The sequence below is a fragment of the Polyangiaceae bacterium genome, assembly GCA_016715885.1.
GTDB lineage: Bacteria > Myxococcota_A > Polyangia > Polyangiales > Polyangiaceae > Polyangium.
Map to the genome: position 1 here is coordinate 569,659 of JADJXL010000018.1, position 16,221 is coordinate 585,879.

Genomic DNA, 16,221 nt, shown 5'->3' on the forward strand with positions numbered 1-16,221 from the left:
AGCCTCGGCGATGCCCAGCATCGTCCTACCGTCGTGTCGGCTGGGCCAAGTTGTGTGCAGAACGCACGGTGCGTCAATGTGCTAGGGTGCGCCCGATGTCTCCAGCGCCGCCCACCTCTCCCGCAAAACCTGCACGGTTCGTCGATGCCGTTCGTCGCGGCGTTCTCGTCGTCGACGGCGGCATGGGCACGCAGATCTACGAACGCGGCGTCCTGTTCAACGTCAACTACGAAGACCTCGTCGTCACGCGCCCCGAACTCGTGCTGCGCATCCACGAAGACTACGTGCGGGCAGGCGCGCAGGTTGTCGAGACAAACACCTTTGGTGCCAACCGCGTCCGTCTCGCTCGACACGGCTTCAGCGATCGCGTCGCCGAGCTGAACATCGCAGCCGCTCGCCTTGCGCGACAAGCCGTCGGCGAACGCGGGTTCGTTGCAGGAGCCATCGGCCCGACGGGACACGTGCTCGCGCCGTTCGGCGACGACGATCGCGCACGTGTTCGCGATGCGTTTCGCGAGCAAACCGAAGCCCTCGTGCTGGGCGGTGCCGACGTGATCATGATCGAAACGATGCGGCAGCCCGAGGAGCTGTTTCTCGCCATAGAGGGCGTTCGTCTCGCTGTGGGTGATTCGTTGCCGCTCATTGCCCAGGTCTCTGTCGACACCGAGCTCATGCTTGCCGACGGCACACCCATTGCCGAAGCCGGTGCGCGGCTTCGTGATGCGGGCTGTGATGTCATTGGCGTCAACTGCTGCGATGGTCCGCAGGTCGTTTTGAGCGCCATCGAAAAGCTCGTACCGCTCGGCGTACCTCTTGCCGCGATTCCCAACGCGGGTCTTCCGCGTCGCGTTGACGATCGTTACATGTATGTGTCGACGCCCGAATACTTCGGTGTTTTCGCGCGCCGCTTTTGCAAGCTCGGCGTGCGTCTCGTCGGCGGCTGTTGCGGTACGACGCCCGAACACGTTCGCCGCATTGCCGCGGCGGCCCGAATGGAGACCAGCGCGCAGGCATGCGCTTCGCCTGAAGAAGCGCCGCTTTGGCTGGGCGCTAGCGATAGCTCGCCCCCCGATTCTTCGTACGTCACCATTGAAGGACAAACCCCAATCGCGCGCGAAGACAAAAGCAAATTCGCTGCAAAAATTGGCAAAAAGTTCGTCGTGTCCGTCGAGGTCAACCCGCCCATCGGCGTCGATCCGACGCCTGCGCTCGAAGCTGCAAAGAAACTCATCGATGGAGGCGTCGACATCATCAACATTGCCGACGGCGCGCGCGCGCAGGCTCGCATGTCGAACTTGGCGATGGCCGTGCTCATGCAGGAAAAGCTCGGCATCGAAACGCTCGTGCACGTATGCGGGCGCGACCGCAACCTCCTTGGGCAAGTGGCGCATTTGCTCGGCGCTCATGCGCTCGGTATTCGCAACATCGTCGTCATCACGGGCGATCCGCCGAAAATTGGCGACTTCCCGGACGCGACCGCCGTCTACGACTTGGATTCCGTCGGCATTTTGCGCCTCGTCACGCGCCTCAATGCTGGAATCGACCCCGGCGGCAAACCTTTGGGTGGCATTACATCGTTTTTCTGTGCCACCGGCGCCGAGCCCGCGGCGCTCAATTACGAACGCGAAATCGACCGGCTGCGGATGAAAAAGCGCGCCGGTGCCGAGCTCATCATGACGCAGCCCGTTTACGACATGAACGTGCTCGAACGGTTTTTGCGCGACGCCGAACCGATTGGCCTGCCGATTCTCATTGGGATTTTGCCGCTTGCGAGCCACAAGAATGCCGAGTTTTTGCACAACGAAGTGCCCGGCATGCAAATACCGACCGACGTACGGGCGCGCATGCAATGTGCAGGAAGCGGCGCGACTGCGCGCAAAGAAGGCGTCGCGATTGCACGCGAAATGCTCTCCGCCGTGCGTCACCGCGTCGCCGGCGCGTACATCATGCCTCCGCTCGGGCGATACGAGCTCGCACTCGAGGTCATGGATGGGATCGTATGAGGGATCCGGTGACCGATATTCGGGCGTCGGTTTAGCGAACCGGCTTTGTCGAGTCATTCCTGCGTTGCGGGACATTCCCATGCGCACGGCGGTGCTCCAGAACGACCTCGACCAAGTAGGCGTCCAGCAAGCCGCTCGGACGCTCGAAATGGTAGCTCGACGTGCGGAACAAGCGGATCCTGCGGCGCGAGAAGTCATCGCTGCGGTGACGCCCATTTTGTCGAATCCCGAGCGTAAGCATTGGATCGTTGCGCTGAGACAAATTGCAAAAAACGAAGCATTGCTGTCGCTCGCAAGGCTTCTCATGCGCCGCGCCAAACCCGTGGACGCAATGGTCGACGATCATCCCGGGCCGCAGGCGAATATTGCACTCGAGCCAGGGGGACGACCATTGTCGCTTGGCGAACGTCGAGCGCTTGCGCGAATGCCTTCGCGGGCCACGTTGGACAAGCTATTGGCCGACCCGCATCCGCTCGTCATTCAGAACTTGCTTGGCAATCCGCGCCTGACCGAGGACGACGTCGTGCGAATGGCTGCGCGTCGTCCTGCACGTCGCGAGGTCATTGCGCAAATTGCCAGGTCGCCTGTGTGGATGACGCGTGCGCGCGTGCGCATGGCCATTGTGCTCAATCCGGGTACGCCGCCGGAAATTGCGGTGCCCATTCTGTCGCAGCTATTGCGTTCGGAGCTTTCGGACGTCGTCGCGTCGACGCTGGTGCCGACCATCGTTCGAGGCGCGGCGCGTGGGCTGCTCGAACGGCGGCCGCCGTTGCCGCCGGATACGGGGGAGGGGGAGCCGCAGGTGCAGTAGGCGGTTGCTCGGCTTTATAGAACTTTCCTCCTTCGCAACACAGCGCAGACAAGAAAAGTGACATGGACTGGAAGTAGCAGTATTAGCAAACTGAACATGGAGTTGTACAAAGCAAATGTGTACGACAAGGTGATCTTCGGCGAGATCGAGGCGTGGTGCAAGCTTCGCAACGCCGAAAGACATCGATCCCGGGATGGTGCAGCGCATGGTTGACGGCGTCGGTGACTTTGTTCTAAAATATCGCTAGGTTGCGTCGCCACCGTGCTCCCATGCCACCGTTCCCATCAGCGGAGGAAACCATGCAAATTGAGACATTGGGAAATGACGAGCTCATCAAGCTCCCGAAGTCCGTTCAAGACGCGCTCGGCATTCGACCTGGCGACCAAATCGGGTTCGAAATTCGCGACGACGGAACGGTCCTCGTGCGCGCTGAGCGTCCACGTAGTTCGAATTTGCTGTCGCTCCGGGGAATCCTCAAACCGCAAGTACGGGGCGTTTCCGTCGAGCAGATGAATGAAACCATTCGTCAAATGGGCGGAGGCGGCGCATGATAGGATTGGATACGAACGTCCTCGTGCGGTTTCTCGTGGAAGACGACGAGGTCCAGACGGCGAAGGCAGCAGCCCTCATCGAGAAAGCGATTGACGAGAATTCAACGTTATTCATTTCGGACGTCGTGCTTTGCGAAACCGTGTGGGTTTTATCCTCTTGCTATCGCTTCTCACGACCCGAGATCACTACGGTGCTTCGAAAGTTACTCGAAGCCGACCATTTGTCATTCGCGCCCATGAGCCGCCACGCTCATGCGCTAACGGCCTATGCGGCTGGCAAAGGCGACTTTGCCGATTACGTTATTCGCGAGCAGTGCGTTGTTGCAGGCTGCTCCGTTGTGGCAACGTTCGATCAAGCATTGCTCAAAGAATCCGGTTACCAATCGCCATAATTGACCCCACTTTCATCACCGATCGATGTCGTTTGGCACAACCATATTCGAGCAGGCCAATTTGCTTCTCGATACCGATGTGTGCGCGCATGGCCGTGTCTTTCGTGAAACCGCGGCCGACACCTTGCCAAACGGTCCACCCAATGCGGCGCTGTCCTTCGACGAGTGTACTCAATTCGGGCACACCGCCGGAAATTGCCGTGCCCATTCTGTCGCGTCTATTGCGTTCGGAGCTGGCAGATGTCGTCGCATCGACGCTGGTGCCGACCATCGTTCGAGGTTCGAGGCGCGGCGCGTGGGCTGCTGGTGCACTGAAGGGTTGTAGATGAGCTGCCTTTGTGTGAAGTGGATAGCAAAAGCTTCGGTGACCTGAGGTGCCGGAGCGATCGGGTAGCTCGGACGGGTCACGTGCGCGAGGGACAGGAGCTACCGGGTATCTCGGAAGGTCATGTGCGCGAGGGAGAGGAGCTACCGGGTAGCTTGGACGGGTCGCGGAAGCGTCTCGGGGAAGCGATCGGGTAGCTCGAAGGGGTCCTGGACGTGAGGGGAGGGAGATAGCTGATCGCTCCGAGGGGTCGGGGATGTTGCTCGCCGTGTGAGTCATGACCAACGCCCTTGACTCATCCCACCCCTTTCGATGGAATCCTTGCATGACCATCCGCCGCTCATCTCGCATCGCTTTCCTTTTGGCAACCGTTTTCGCTGCACTTACGCCAATCGCGTGCGACACCGCCCCTGCGCCGAATGACCCAACCGGATCGCAATCCGCATCCAGCAGCACGGGAGGCGCAGGGGGAAATGCGGGCGCTGGTGGAAGCTCGAACGGCAGTGGAGGCGCGGGGGCAAGTGGTAGCACGAGCAGCAGCAGCAGCGGTGCGGGCGGTTCGAGCGCGGGAACGGAGATTCTGCACGCTGACTTCGAGAAACGCGCTGCCGGGATGTATAGCGAATCCATGGTCGAAGGCGATTTCGGTTTTGCAGCTCCGTGGAACAATGGCCTGGACGAGGGGCGAGCGACGATCGTCGAAGAATCCGGCAATCGATTCTTGCGCGTCACCTACCCAGCAAACGAAGTTGGTCCGAACCAGGGCGGTGTGCAATTCAAAGTGCCATTTGGACAAACATTCGATGAATTGTACCTTTCGTATCGCGTGCGTTTTGCCGAAGGATTCCAATTCGTCAAGGGCGGCAAAATCCCCGGGCTCGTCGGAGGCTCGGCGCCAACGGGTTGCGTGAACGACACGACCGGGTTTTCTGCGCGCATGATGTGGCGCTCGGGCGGCGGCGCGGTTCAATACATGTATTTCCCCGAAAAACAAAACCCCTGCGGCGATGATTTTGCGTATGATACGGGCAACGGCCCCATCGCATTTCAGCCCGGAACGTGGCACACGGTCGAACACCGCATCGTCATGAATACACCCGGCGAAAATGACGGGGTCCTCGAGGCTTGGTTCGATGGCGCGTCTGCGCTGTCCCAGAAAGCATTCTCGTTCAGGTTGGCTGGGGCGACGTTCGGAATCGATACGCTGTACTTCTCGACGTTTTTTGGTGGAAGCGACGCGAGCTGGGCGCCGACGGCTCCTCAAATGGTCGACTTCGACGATTTTGTCGTGTCGACAGGACCGATTACCCATTGACTGTGCCGACACATGGAGCTCGGTTGGGCGCACATCAGCCCCGCAGGGATGAGCACCGCCGGTGCCGTCGAACGAGTTCGAGATGCATGAAAAATGTTCTTGACACGTCGCCGCTGTTACGCTCCATGCACCGCACGACTTGGAGCGTGCCAAGCGCAACCTGCGATGCACGTCGACGCGTCTGGTTGGGCAAGCTCGAACAGCGTACCTGGCGAATGCGCGTCTCTTGCGCGGCATGACCCCACGCACGACTCCGTAGAAAGCTTTCCCCCCAGCCGATGCTTGGTTTAGTCTCGCGTCGATGGAGGTCGTTTCCCATTCGCCGCTGCCGGTCGCGTCGCAACTTTGGCAAACTCGTCCGGGCTCGTGGGTTCTGACGTTCGTTGCCAAGGTGACGTTCGACCTTCAGCCTGGCAAGGCGCAGCTTGCAGCGGACCAGGAACCGATTCACGAGCACGACTGCTACTGGGACGACGATCCTGCGCGCAGCGTGTATGCTCCGAGTGATCTGGCGCCGCTGAAGACGCGTGCCGACGTCCTGCTCGTCGGCTCCGCGTATGCGCCCAAAGGTCAAGCCGTGCGATCCTTGTTTGCCCGGCTCATCGTCGGTGACCTCGACAAGTCCATCGAAGTGCACTTGGATCGCGTGTTCGGGCCTGATGGATCGCTCATCGAGGGGTCGCGGTTTTCGCGCATGTCGCTTTCGTATGAACGCGCGGCGGGCGGGCCCGAAACGATGAACCCGATCGGGGTTCGTCTCGACGTACGCGACATGCACGGTCGGATCAAGATTCCAAACTTGCAGCCTCCGGGCATGAACGTTCATGCGCCGGGTGTGGCCATTCTTCCGGTTGGTTTTGGTCCCATTGCCGCAACGTGGCCGATCCGTGCGAATCGACTCGGTCGATATGCATCCACGTGGTCGTCGTTTTCATTGGCAGCCACGCCTCTTCCCGACGACCTCGATCGCTCGTTCTTCAACAGCGCTCCGCTCGATCAACAATTGGTCGACATTGCGGAGGATGCGCGCATCGTCATGGAGAACATGCATCCGGAATGGCCGCGCCTCGTGACCAACCTTCCGGGGCTCCGCCCGCGCGCGGTGCTGGAAGGCCGAGGTGGCATTCATCCGCTCAAGATGCGAGCGGATACGTTGTGGATCGATACGGATCGAGCCATTGCATGTTTGACGTTTCGCAGCCATCGGTCGCTCGAACGTTACGACGAGCCAGGCCGCATCTCCATTACGCTCGAAGAAGCGATGGCATCCGTGGCGCCGCCGTCGCCGTCCCCCATTCAACATACGCGTCCGAGCATCGAATTGCCATTGCCGAAAAAATCCAAAGCGACGACGCTCATTCCAAACAGCCCCGAAGAGCAGGCCATCAAAGAGAGCCTCCGGCAAGCTGGTGCATTGCCGTTTTTGCCGGCATCGACGCCCGCTGCGCCTTCGAGGGAAGAGCGACCCGCAATGGCAGGAGGTTTGCCGTTTGGAAACGTCAAGCCTGCTGGCGGTCACGCGATTGCGGACGAACGCACGTCTTCGGGCGGAGGCCTTCCGTTTGTCCAGCCAACCCCGCCGCGAGCTCCGGCAACGAATGCGCCGCCCCCGCCACCTCCGCGCGGAGCGCCTCCAGGATGGCCCGTTTCAGGGGCAGGCGCGCCTCCTCCGCCCGTGCCGTCGCCCGTCCCGCCGGTGCCTCCCGCCGTCGTGTCTCCATTGCCTGCAGCGCCACCGCCATTGCCTGCGGTCGTCGTGCCTCCCGTGCCGCCTCCGGTGCCGCCTCCGCGGGCTTCGCAACAAGGCACTGCGGCAAGGCAGGACGATAGCGTATGGGGATCGGGGCTCAGCCGAGGTGGCGAGGCTCCGGCGGCGCAATCGATTGGGCAAGTCGTCGTCGCAGCGGCATCGGCCGCGGCGCACGTTGCGCCTCAAGATGCTGCGTCCGGCGTGCTCGGGGCATCCAATGCGGCGGCGGGTCCGTCGCAATCGTCCACGGGCAAACGCGAGGAAGTCCGAGCATCTGCGGCGACGGCCATTGCAAATAGCGGCGTTCGAGCGTCTTCGCGGCTGGATGCGCGCGAAGTATTGCATTTGGTTTGGTATCACGCCGACAGCGTCGCGCGCATTTGCAAGGTGCCGGTTTGGCGCGCCATTCTTCAAGAAATGGAGCAAAAACCGGCCGACGATGACCTCGACGATCCTGCACCGAATCGAGATCCCATCGAAATCGAAGACATGCGCGATATCTTCGAAATATTGGCGCGCGCAGCTTCCGAAGACGTCGCCGAGCTCGCGGACGAGCTCACCGCGGCGGTTCGTCCGGGAAATAAGTTCGTCCCGCCGCTCTTGCTCTTGGCTGGTGAAGTGTCGTTTCCCTTCGACGAACGAGAAACGTTGAAGGCCGCCGTGGCCATTGCGACGCCGCTGGCGACGACCGACGAACCTTTCAAAAATGCCGTACGTGAAGCGAAAGAATTTTTGGCGGGCGGCGCAGATCAAATGTGTCCGGGACCCTTGGCCGAAAGCCATACGGCGCGTATTCGCGAAGCATTTCAGCGCAGTCGTCGCAGCGTCCCCGCCGATACGCTCGACCTGCAAATCGAGCGGGCGCTTCTCGAGGGGCGACATTATCAAAAGCGTCAAGTTCTGGGCATGAACGCCATTCGGGCGCTCATGCATACGACGACGGGCAATAGCAACGTGCGTCCGGCTCCGATCTACATTCCGGACGATATCGCGAAAAAACTGCCTCTATTTCAGCGGTTCCGGACGCGGATCATCGTGGAGCTTTATTTCCAGGAGGATCAATACGAAGCGCATCCCGCGGCGCTCAAGGCCCTGGCCATTGGTCGAGTGCAGCAATATCCGGAGCAGAAGAAGTGACGAGCGCGGGATCAGTCGGTGTTTTCAGAACCCGAAGACCAGATTCGGTTGCGCATCGAAATCGAGCGCAATCTGCGCTGGCGGCGTCGGAGCCATGTTCACCACGACCACCACCCTGATCGGTATCACGATATCCTCCTTGTTCGCCACCTTCGATTTCAGTGCATCGATGGGCGCGCCTTCGACGGACTTCGTGTAAGGCGGCGTTTTACCAAGGTCGTCCATCGTCAGAATCGTCGAACCGAATGCTTGCCCGTGCATATCGATCGGCGCAAGCGCCTCGCCCGTCGCACCATCGGCGATGGCCAGCTTGTTCACGTCGATGTCCACTCGCTTCACGAGCCGCGCGCCTTCGAGCTCCGGACGGTTCGCATAATCGGACGCTTTCAGCGCCAACACCTCCTGATCGAACCTGAACGTGCACTTTTCGGCCGTCCCCTCCGTCGTGACCGTATATTTCTTTTCCGGGTCCACAATGGGATCACCACACTTGAAATCTTGCGGCACGTCGATTTTCGTCGAACCCGACACCGGCGGGATGCCATCCTCCTTGCCAAGCGTCAATTCGGGCAAAGCATCGCTGATCTGGTCGCAGGCGAAGAGCGAAGAAGCAGCTAGCAGCGTGAGCGCGAACGTACGAAGTTTCATGAAGCCTCCAAGCATGACGGCTGGCCGAAAATTCGGCAGCTTCCGACCATTCTACACGGCTCTCGGCGCCGATGGAAGGGTAGCGTGACGCTTGTCCCGCTACCCGAAATTGATCAATGTATTCAATTGCTTGCGCGAGTACCCGTGCGCATGAGCACCAGGAAACGAGTCTGTCGCAATCGACGCGTCTAGAATTGCATCGTCAAGTCGACACCGCCAGGACGGATGTTCAACTTTGGTTGAAGGACGGCCGTATTGCCGCCCGTGGGCTTGGCTGGATCCGTCGCGACCAAGACGATGCCAGGAATGACCATTCCGACGCCGCCTCCAATCCCGACGATACCGTAGAGGAACGGAAATATGCCGATGAATCCGAACACGCCACCCGTTTCAAAAATATCTACGGCTGCCTTCATCGCCACGGCGCCGGTGATGAATACGGGAACGCCTGCACCAATGAGCGAGCCGCCAACCGCATTACGCCTTTTCTTCGCGTCGTTGTATTCGACCGTCACGGTCAGATCCTGCGCAAGCGGAAACCCGCGAGGTCCCGTCGGCCCGAACACTTCAAGGTAAGGGCCATTGATGCGCGCCGCAAACGGCTGGTAGATCGGCTCGCCCCCGTTGGCACCTTGGATCCGAATCGTTTCGATGGTCCCGATGATCTTCTGGGGCTCGCCTTCGACCGTCGTCACCTCGGGCCACTCAGCCGATGCTTGGACGCTTTGCGTACTGAGCGTCGGCAATTCCGTGGCCGGCATGGTCACGGTGCTCGTGCACCCACCAAACACCAACGCGCCTGCGCAAAGACCGATTCGACCAACCATCCAGCCTGAGTTTGTCACTTGGTACCCCGCACGCTGTAAGTACAGTGTACGAATACCACGGAGGAGGGGTTTGGGGAAGAGGTAACGAGGTTTTCGTTACGTTCAAATCCTGGCCCGGATTTAGTTTACGTCCCCGCGACTTGCATCCCATCGAATACGAGCGTCGGAGTGCGGTACGCCGAATGAACGAAAGGATCATTCCCTACGGCCACGAGGCGCTTCCACACATCGACGTGCTTACCCGATAGGTTCATTTCGGCAATGGGCTCTGCGATCTTTCCCCCTCGAATCGCAAACCCATGAAAGCCCACCGAAAAATCTCCGGTCGTGCTATTGGAGTTCCCTCCAATGAACGACGTGATGAGCACCCCTTCTTTCACGTCCGAAACGAGCGCATCCAGACCTTTCGATCCGAGCTTCCACGAAAGGTTCGACGTGTCCATCGTCGTCGGCGCCATCCCGAGCTTTTTGCCGTAATACGTATCGATGTAGTAGTTTTTCAAGACACCCTGCTCGAAGAGCGGCAAGCGCTTGGCCCCCATACCTTCGATATCGAACGGTCGCGAACCCATGCCTCGCGCGATGAGTGGATCATCGGCAATATCCAGTTTGTCGCTGCCAAAAGGTTTGCCGACGAGCCCATCGAGAAACGATCGCTTCTGCTGCAACGCCGATCCCGTGAGCGCCGCCAGCAGGTAATTGACGAATCGGCTGCCCGCGCGGTTTTCAATGACCACCGGCATCACCCCCGACCCGATTTTTTTCGCCCCTCGACGCACCAATGACCGATTCGTCGCTTGACGACCCAGCATCGCAAGGTCCGGCAAATCGCCATAAAACCGAGTCTCCGCCCAATCGCCTTCTTCGGGCCGCCGACCGTCCGCATCCTGAATGCTCACGTCGGCCCACATCGAGAACACCGAACCCGAATACGCACCCTCGAAACCATTCGATTGCACGCGCGTCAGCGTCGTCGCCGTATGGCTCACGCCCGACGTCACGCTCAAAATGGCAGCCTTTTCGGGCACGCTTCGTGCAGCCTCTTCCATTTTTTGCGCCGCGCGTCGCATGTCGATCGCCGTGAGCTCACCAATTTTCGGATCCGATAGCTGCAGCTCCGTTGCCGCGACTTTTCCGTAGAGCGACGGATCCGGCAAGCTTCGGTGCGGGTCTTTTGCGAGCGTTCGCGTCAAGGCCACGGCATTGTCGAAAAATGACGCGAGCCCATCGGGGCGCAGATCGCTCGTCGTGCACGCCGAATACCGACCATCCACGTAAAGGCGCGCGCCCAATCGACGGCTCGTCGCTTCGGCAACCTTTTCGAGCTTCCCGTCGCGCCAATTCACATCCACGTTGCGCGTCTCCGTCACCGCCACGGCGACTTCGGCAGCGCCCTTTTGCTTGGCCAGCGCCACGGCACTTTTTGCAATATCGAGCATCGTCTCGTTTGCCATGTTCGCCTCCTTCAGCCCTGCTTCTGGGCTTGTCCGCCCACCGTGATCGATGCGACGCGCACCGTCGGAATGCCCTGCGACACGGGCACGCCTTGCCCATTCTTCCCGCACGTCCAGCCGCCCTCGTCGATTACCAGGTCCTTGCCGACCATGTCGATTTTCTCGAGCACCTTCGGGCCATTGCCGATGATGTTCACGTCCTTGATCGGCCGCGTCAATTTACCATTCTCGATGAGGAACCCGTTCTTCACGTAAAACGTAAAGTCCCCGGCTCCGATGTTCACCTGCCCATTCGAGAACGATTGGCAATAAATACCCTGCTTCACCGACGCCACGATTTCATCCCGCTCGTGCGGCCCAGGCAGCATGTACGTCGCGCGCATGCGCGGCATCGGCGCATGTTGGTAACTCTCCCGCCGCCCATTGCCCGTCGGCTGCAAACCATAATGCTTTGCAGAAATCGCGTCGTGCAAGTACGTCGTCAAAATGCCCTTGTCCACGAGCGTCGTCACGCCCGCCGGATTGCCCTCGTCGTCCACGTTGATGGCCCCGCGCGCATGCTCCGGCGTCGCATCGTCCACGATGCTCACGAACGGCTTTGCGACCGGCTTGCCAATCTTGTCCGAATAGATCGACGTCCCCTTGCGATTGAAGTCTGCCTCCATTCCGTGCCCAATCGCTTCGTGCAGCAAAATGCCCGACGAACCCGCTGCGAGCACCACCGGCATTTCGCCCGTCGGAGCGGGCGCCGCATCGAAGAGCACCGTCGTGCGCGATACCGCTTCCCGAACGACGCGACCCAAAAGGTCCGTCGAATAAAAATCGAGCCCCCGGCGACCGGCGACGTTGTATCCATTCGATTCTCGCCGCCCGCCTTGCTCGGCCACGCACGAAACGTACATCGCCGTCATGGGTCGGATGTCTTCGATGATCCGCCCTTCGCTGTCGGCAATCAAAATCGCGCCCGCTTCATCCATGAGCGCAATGGTGACCTTTTTGACGCGCCCATCGGCTTTGAACACCGCTGCATTGATTCCATCCAGAATCGGCAGCTTTTGCCCCGGTTTCACCCCGTCCCACGTCACGTCGATCGCGTACCTTTGAGGTGATCCACTGATCGCAAATTCTTTCGGCCCAGGGCGCGCGGGACCATCGGCCACGGCGGCCGCCGTTTTTGCCGCCCGTAGGATCGCGTCTCGCGTGAGCTCCTCCGTAAACGCATAACCCGTTTGATCGCCGCGCACGACGCGCACGCCCACCCCAAGCTCGACCTGCGTCGATGCTCGATTGACCTCGCCATCTTCCAGCACCAGCACGTTGAACACCCGGTGCTGGAAAAACAGGTCCGCCTTGTCCCCACCGTGCGCCAGCGCTTCGGTCAGCCCTTCGCGCATCATCGTTTCGTTCACGCCGAATCGATCGAAGTACGACGGCTTTTTCGGGTTCGCCCCCGCGGCAAGCGTTGGTTTTTCGAGCGCTTGTCCCGTGCACCCGAGGAGAAACCCGTTCGTGGAAGCCACGGCTACCGTCGCAGCGCCCATCTCCATGAATCGTCGCCGGTTCAACCACACATCATGAGCCATGTCCGAATTCCTCCTCCGAGTTTGCCCCGACGATGCATCATTCGCCTGGACGGAGCACGCGAATTCGACGCATGGCTCGTTTTCGACGGCTCCGTCCAAGTGATTCGTGAAGGCTTTGGCTTGGGAAACCATGGCGATCGCCATGGGTCCGCGAGGTAGACGCCGGGGTGGGGACCGTGTGACTTGAAATTTCGGGGGGTTTGGGGGCCCGAGCCTCGCCGTGCTTTTGCGCAAGCAAAAGCACCGGGAGGCGAGCCTCGGACCCCCCAACGAAAACTAGGCCTCGCGCAGCGCGCGTCCCACGCGCGCGCAGCGAGCGTACAAATCAAGGCCTGGCATCAGAATCGATAATCACGGCCCCACGTTCACCGTCACGCTGCGCGTCTGCTTGGCCGTGATGAGCCCCCGGCCGCCGTCTTGGAATGCCTTTTCAATCGTTCCGTCACGAAAGCGGCTCAGGTGCAGCGTCACTTTGCACGTTTCCCCCGCCTTCAAATTCAGTTTGGCCGGGTCGACCACGTGTTCGCCCGTATCCTCGATGCTCGTCCCTACGACTTCCACCGCCGGCATCCCGCATTCGACCGTCGCTGCCCATTCCATCGGATCGCTTCCGCCTTTCGTGTCCCACGTCAATTTGATTTGATCCGTGGCGAGCGAAATGGTGGCACCTTCCATCGGCGCCGTGGGCAATGCCGCTGGAGGCAACGTCGCCGTGGACGTCGTCGCCGCATCTCCTTTGCGCGTCACCTTGATTTCGGATTCCGCCGCATCACCCGTCAAGTCGCCTCGAAAACGACCCACGTCCACACCTTCGTTTTGCATGTAATCGACGACGAACGGCAAGTCGACGGCCGCCGCACTTCCCATCGCTGCGGCAAATGGACCGTCCGCATTCACGCACACGACGGGATCCGCTACGCACGCAATCACATGCGTTTTGCCCGATCCGTCGGCGATCGCATCGATGCGCAACGTATTTTTGGATTGCGGCAGTTCGTTCGTGATGTCGTCCTTGATGTCGTCCACCGCGTCTTGAGGAATGATGAAACATCCCGTGGCAAACGGCACGGCGATCATCGCAAAAACAGCCAAGCGAAGCTTCATGTTCATGACTTGTGCTCTCCTTGTTTCATTCGCCCGCTACGGGGCGGATGAATTCGTCCACCATATCATGCTTCTATCGTTCCGTCGGCATCGACTTGTGTAAAATCGGACACCCTGCCAAGCGCACGACCGTTCGTCTTGACCATCTCGTTCCATCTTGCCACTTGACTCGCAGCATCGCTGCGGGTAGCATGGGCAAACCATGGCCCTTGCAAAACGTGGGACATCGAGCGCAACATCTCGGGCATCAATCGGCATGGACCGCCCATCCTCGCCGAATCACGATGCCGCGAATGAGCCGAAGTCCAGCAAGCGGCTGAAAAAACCTGCCCTCCCACCGGAGCTCGACCCGGGTCCCGACAGCGTTGAACCGCCGATGGATACTGAGGTTCAATTTGTGACGATTCTCACGGTGGTCACTTGTTTGAAGTGGGCATGGCGTGATCGAAAGAATTATTTCATTGGCTCCAATTTGAGCATTTATTATTACGTGACCGATCCCAGGTCCGGGGCGAAGCGTCATAAAAAGCTCGTATTTCGTGGCCCGGACTTTTTCGTCGTCCTGAATCCTTTTCCCAAAAAGCTGCGCAATAGCTGGCTCGTCGACAACGAGGGCGGCAAGTATCCGGACATCATCGTCGAGATTTTATCGACGAAGACACGTCACAAAGACGTCGGCGAGAAGAAAGAGATTTACGAGAAAGTTTTCAAAACGCACGAATATTTTTTGGTGGATCCCAAAAAGCGTGCCATTACGGGATATCGATTGTCGCAAGGCAAGTACGCGCTCGTCGAGCCCACGAAAGAGGGGCTCGTCTTTAGCGAACGGCTGGGCCTCTACTTGGGAATGCACGACGAGCCCGAGCACCAAGACAAGATTGCGCGGTTTTTTGGCCCGGACAGGCAGCCGCTCGCATTGCCGCCCGAAGAACTGTTGCGACAAATGTCGCTCGTCGAAAAACAAAAGCAGCGCGTACGGGAGGCCGAAGCTCGGGCCCTGCGCGCCGAACGAGAGAAGGCAGAGCTCATTGAAAAACTTCGGTCGCTCGGCGTGAACGTGGACGAATTAAAATCGAAGTGAATGTTCCCCCTCGCTCCGCACACCATTTTCATCACGCTCGCTGGCAGCCAAGCGCATGGAACCGCTCGCGAAGGCTCCGATGTCGACTTGCGCGGCGTGTGCATTGCGCCCCTGCCGGTGCGCTTGTCGCTTTTTCGCACGTTCGAACAACACGAAGGGCCGCTCGATGAGCCGCTCGAAGCCGTCGTTCTGCCGCATTTGCAAGCACATCCGACCGCATCTCGAGCTCTCCATGTCAAAATGGAATCCGTCATCTTCGACCTTTCAAAGTTCATTGGCCTCTGCTCGGTCGCCAACCCGAATGCGCTCGAAATTCTCTTTGCCGACGAACGCGATTGGATGCTCGAGGCGCCCCCATGGAGAAAACTCCACACTGCCCGTCATCGATTCCTGACGAAAAAAGTGAAGCAGACCTTTCATGGGTATGCGATGGCGCAGCTCAAGAAAATAAAAACGCACAGGTCATGGCTGCTCGAACCTCCCACGAAAAAACCGACGCGCGAAGAATTTGGATTGCCCGCGGCGAGCAGCACGTCGAGTCGCGACGATCAAAATCGAATCGAACAAAGCATTGCCGAAATGATTCGTAGTTATGGCATCGACGACATCGACATGCCCAAAGCGACTCGAATTGCCATCGAAGAGCGCCTGGAAGCTTTTTATCGAGATGCCTTGGCGGCGTCGGAAACCGACGTGGAAGAACGAATGCGAGCTGTCGCGACCCTTGCGCTGCACCTGCCCGCGGACGTCGTCGTCACGCTGAATGCCGAAAAGCGGTATCGCGCAGCAATGAAGCATTGGGAATCGTATCAAACGTGGAAAGCCGAACGGAATCCGGCCCGCGCGGAGCTCGAACGAAAATATGGATACGATACGAAACACGCCACGCACCTCGTGCGGCTCATGCGTATGGCCGTGGAAATCCTCGAACGAGGCGAGCTTTTCGTGCGGCGTCCCGATGCGGCCGAATTGAATGCGATTCGTGATGGAGCGTGGACATTCGATGCGCTGCTCGGGCAAACGGAGAGTCTGCGTCTGCAAATGGAGGATGCAGCTCGGCGGAGCGCGCTGCCGGCGGACGTCGATAGGCCGTTCGTCGATGCGCTTGCTTGCGAGATGATGGGCGCCTGAGCAAGAAATGTAGCAATACTTCGCACCTCACACGTCACGCATTCCGGCATGAGCAGATAAATCAACGCGCTGCCGATTCCCTCTTCCTTTTTCCGCGCCTCTTCGCTTT

14 protein-coding genes are annotated in these 16,221 nt (G+C 59.7%); 8 read left to right on the forward strand and 6 right to left on the reverse strand.

Going from position 1 to position 16,221, the window contains the following annotated elements:
* Positions 1–95 precede the first annotated feature (95 nt).
* The 4 genes from IPM54_23525 (at position 96) to IPM54_23540 (ending at position 3,757) form a co-directional block, all read left to right on the forward strand.
* Positions 96–2,003 (forward strand): bifunctional homocysteine S-methyltransferase/methylenetetrahydrofolate reductase, encoded by a 1,908-nt coding sequence (locus IPM54_23525; protein ID MBK9262760.1) that lies wholly within the window; start codon positions 96–98, stop codon positions 2,001–2,003.
* A complete protein-coding gene (locus IPM54_23530; protein ID MBK9262761.1) occupies positions 1,990–2,814 on the forward strand; it encodes a hypothetical protein in 825 nt (274 codons plus the stop codon). The genes IPM54_23525 and IPM54_23530 overlap by 14 nt, the downstream gene beginning before the upstream one ends.
* 299 nt (positions 2,815–3,113) lie before the next feature.
* On the forward strand, positions 3,114–3,365 hold the full coding sequence (locus tag IPM54_23535; protein ID MBK9262762.1) for a hypothetical protein: 252 nt from the start codon (positions 3,114–3,116) through the stop codon (positions 3,363–3,365).
* Positions 3,362–3,757, forward strand: a complete 396-nt coding sequence (locus IPM54_23540; GenBank protein ID MBK9262763.1) for a type II toxin-antitoxin system VapC family toxin — start codon at positions 3,362–3,364, stop codon at positions 3,755–3,757. Before IPM54_23535 ends, IPM54_23540 begins: the two co-directional genes overlap by 4 nt.
* Here the strand turns inward: IPM54_23540 and IPM54_23545 are convergent.
* Positions 3,729–4,028 carry a hypothetical protein gene (locus tag IPM54_23545; protein ID MBK9262764.1) on the reverse strand — a complete coding sequence of 100 codons (300 nt, stop codon included), beginning with the start codon at positions 4,026–4,028 and terminating at the stop codon, positions 3,729–3,731. The two genes, IPM54_23540 and IPM54_23545, sit on opposite strands and share 29 nt — an antisense overlap.
* Positions 4,029–4,407: 379 nt before the next feature.
* Here IPM54_23545 and IPM54_23550 point away from each other — a divergent pair, with 379 nt between their 5' ends.
* Together IPM54_23550 and IPM54_23555 are read left to right on the forward strand one after the other, a co-directional pair.
* Positions 4,408–5,397: a hypothetical protein gene (locus IPM54_23550; GenBank protein ID MBK9262765.1), complete on the forward strand. Its 990-nt coding sequence runs from the start codon at positions 4,408–4,410 to the stop codon at positions 5,395–5,397.
* Positions 5,398–5,698: 301 nt separating this feature from the next.
* Positions 5,699–8,284, forward strand: a complete 2,586-nt coding sequence (locus IPM54_23555; GenBank protein ID MBK9262766.1) for a DUF2169 domain-containing protein — start codon at positions 5,699–5,701, stop codon at positions 8,282–8,284.
* Between the two features lie 24 nt (positions 8,285–8,308).
* On the opposite strand, the gene IPM54_23560 is transcribed toward IPM54_23555, so the two are convergent.
* The 5 genes from IPM54_23560 to IPM54_23580 form a co-directional block, all read right to left on the reverse strand.
* Positions 8,309–8,932 carry a hypothetical protein gene (locus IPM54_23560; protein MBK9262767.1) on the reverse strand — a complete coding sequence of 208 codons (624 nt, stop codon included), beginning with the start codon at positions 8,930–8,932 and terminating at the stop codon, positions 8,309–8,311.
* Positions 8,933–9,120: 188 nt separating this feature from the next.
* Complete coding sequence (locus IPM54_23565) at positions 9,121–9,759, reverse strand: hypothetical protein (protein ID MBK9262768.1); 639 nt, start codon at positions 9,757–9,759, stop codon at positions 9,121–9,123.
* A gap of 125 nt (positions 9,760–9,884) precedes the next feature.
* Positions 9,885–11,213 carry a TldD/PmbA family protein gene (locus IPM54_23570; protein ID MBK9262769.1) on the reverse strand — a complete coding sequence of 443 codons (1,329 nt, stop codon included), beginning with the start codon at positions 11,211–11,213 and terminating at the stop codon, positions 9,885–9,887.
* An 11-nt stretch (positions 11,214–11,224) separates the two neighbouring features.
* On the reverse strand, positions 11,225–12,754 hold the full coding sequence (locus tag IPM54_23575; GenBank protein MBK9262770.1) for a TldD/PmbA family protein: 1,530 nt from the start codon (positions 12,752–12,754) through the stop codon (positions 11,225–11,227).
* A gap of 393 nt (positions 12,755–13,147) precedes the next feature.
* The gene (locus IPM54_23580) at positions 13,148–13,906 is read right to left on the reverse strand and encodes a hypothetical protein (GenBank protein ID MBK9262771.1); all 759 of its coding nucleotides are present in this window, start codon (positions 13,904–13,906) and stop codon (positions 13,148–13,150) included.
* A gap of 391 nt (positions 13,907–14,297) precedes the next feature.
* Between IPM54_23580 and IPM54_23585 the strand changes: the two genes are divergently transcribed.
* Together IPM54_23585 and IPM54_23590 are read left to right on the forward strand one after the other, a co-directional pair.
* On the forward strand, positions 14,298–14,981 hold the full coding sequence (locus IPM54_23585) for a Uma2 family endonuclease (protein ID MBK9262772.1): 684 nt from the start codon (positions 14,298–14,300) through the stop codon (positions 14,979–14,981).
* On the forward strand, positions 14,982–16,112 hold the full coding sequence (locus IPM54_23590) for a nucleotidyltransferase domain-containing protein (GenBank protein MBK9262773.1): 1,131 nt from the start codon (positions 14,982–14,984) through the stop codon (positions 16,110–16,112).
* Positions 16,113–16,221 lie beyond the last annotated feature (109 nt).

What these genes read in the sequence shown, in the direction of transcription:
- IPM54_23545 (MBK9262764.1), bottom strand. Translation starts at nt 4,028, where the DNA reads ATGGTCGGCACCAGCGTCGATGCGACGACATCTGCCAGCTCCGAACGC.
- IPM54_23590 (MBK9262773.1), top strand. Translation starts at nt 14,982, where the DNA reads ATGTTCCCCCTCGCTCCGCACACCATTTTCATCACGCTCGCTGGCAGC.
- IPM54_23530 (MBK9262761.1), top strand. Translation starts at nt 1,990, where the DNA reads ATGGGATCGTATGAGGGATCCGGTGACCGATATTCGGGCGTCGGTTTA.
- IPM54_23580 (MBK9262771.1), bottom strand. Translation starts at nt 13,906, where the DNA reads ATGAACATGAAGCTTCGCTTGGCTGTTTTTGCGATGATCGCCGTGCCG.
- IPM54_23575 (MBK9262770.1), bottom strand. Translation starts at nt 12,754, where the DNA reads ATGGGCGCTGCGACGGTAGCCGTGGCTTCCACGAACGGGTTTCTCCTC.
- IPM54_23525 (MBK9262760.1), top strand. Translation starts at nt 96, where the DNA reads ATGTCTCCAGCGCCGCCCACCTCTCCCGCAAAACCTGCACGGTTCGTC.
- IPM54_23550 (MBK9262765.1), top strand. Translation starts at nt 4,408, where the DNA reads ATGACCATCCGCCGCTCATCTCGCATCGCTTTCCTTTTGGCAACCGTT.
- IPM54_23540 (MBK9262763.1), top strand. Translation starts at nt 3,362, where the DNA reads ATGATAGGATTGGATACGAACGTCCTCGTGCGGTTTCTCGTGGAAGAC.
- IPM54_23560 (MBK9262767.1), bottom strand. Translation starts at nt 8,932, where the DNA reads ATGAAACTTCGTACGTTCGCGCTCACGCTGCTAGCTGCTTCTTCGCTC.
- IPM54_23565 (MBK9262768.1), bottom strand. Translation starts at nt 9,759, where the DNA reads ATGGTTGGTCGAATCGGTCTTTGCGCAGGCGCGTTGGTGTTTGGTGGG.
- IPM54_23555 (MBK9262766.1), top strand. Translation starts at nt 5,699, where the DNA reads ATGGAGGTCGTTTCCCATTCGCCGCTGCCGGTCGCGTCGCAACTTTGG.
- IPM54_23535 (MBK9262762.1), top strand. Translation starts at nt 3,114, where the DNA reads ATGCAAATTGAGACATTGGGAAATGACGAGCTCATCAAGCTCCCGAAG.
- IPM54_23570 (MBK9262769.1), bottom strand. Translation starts at nt 11,213, where the DNA reads ATGGCAAACGAGACGATGCTCGATATTGCAAAAAGTGCCGTGGCGCTG.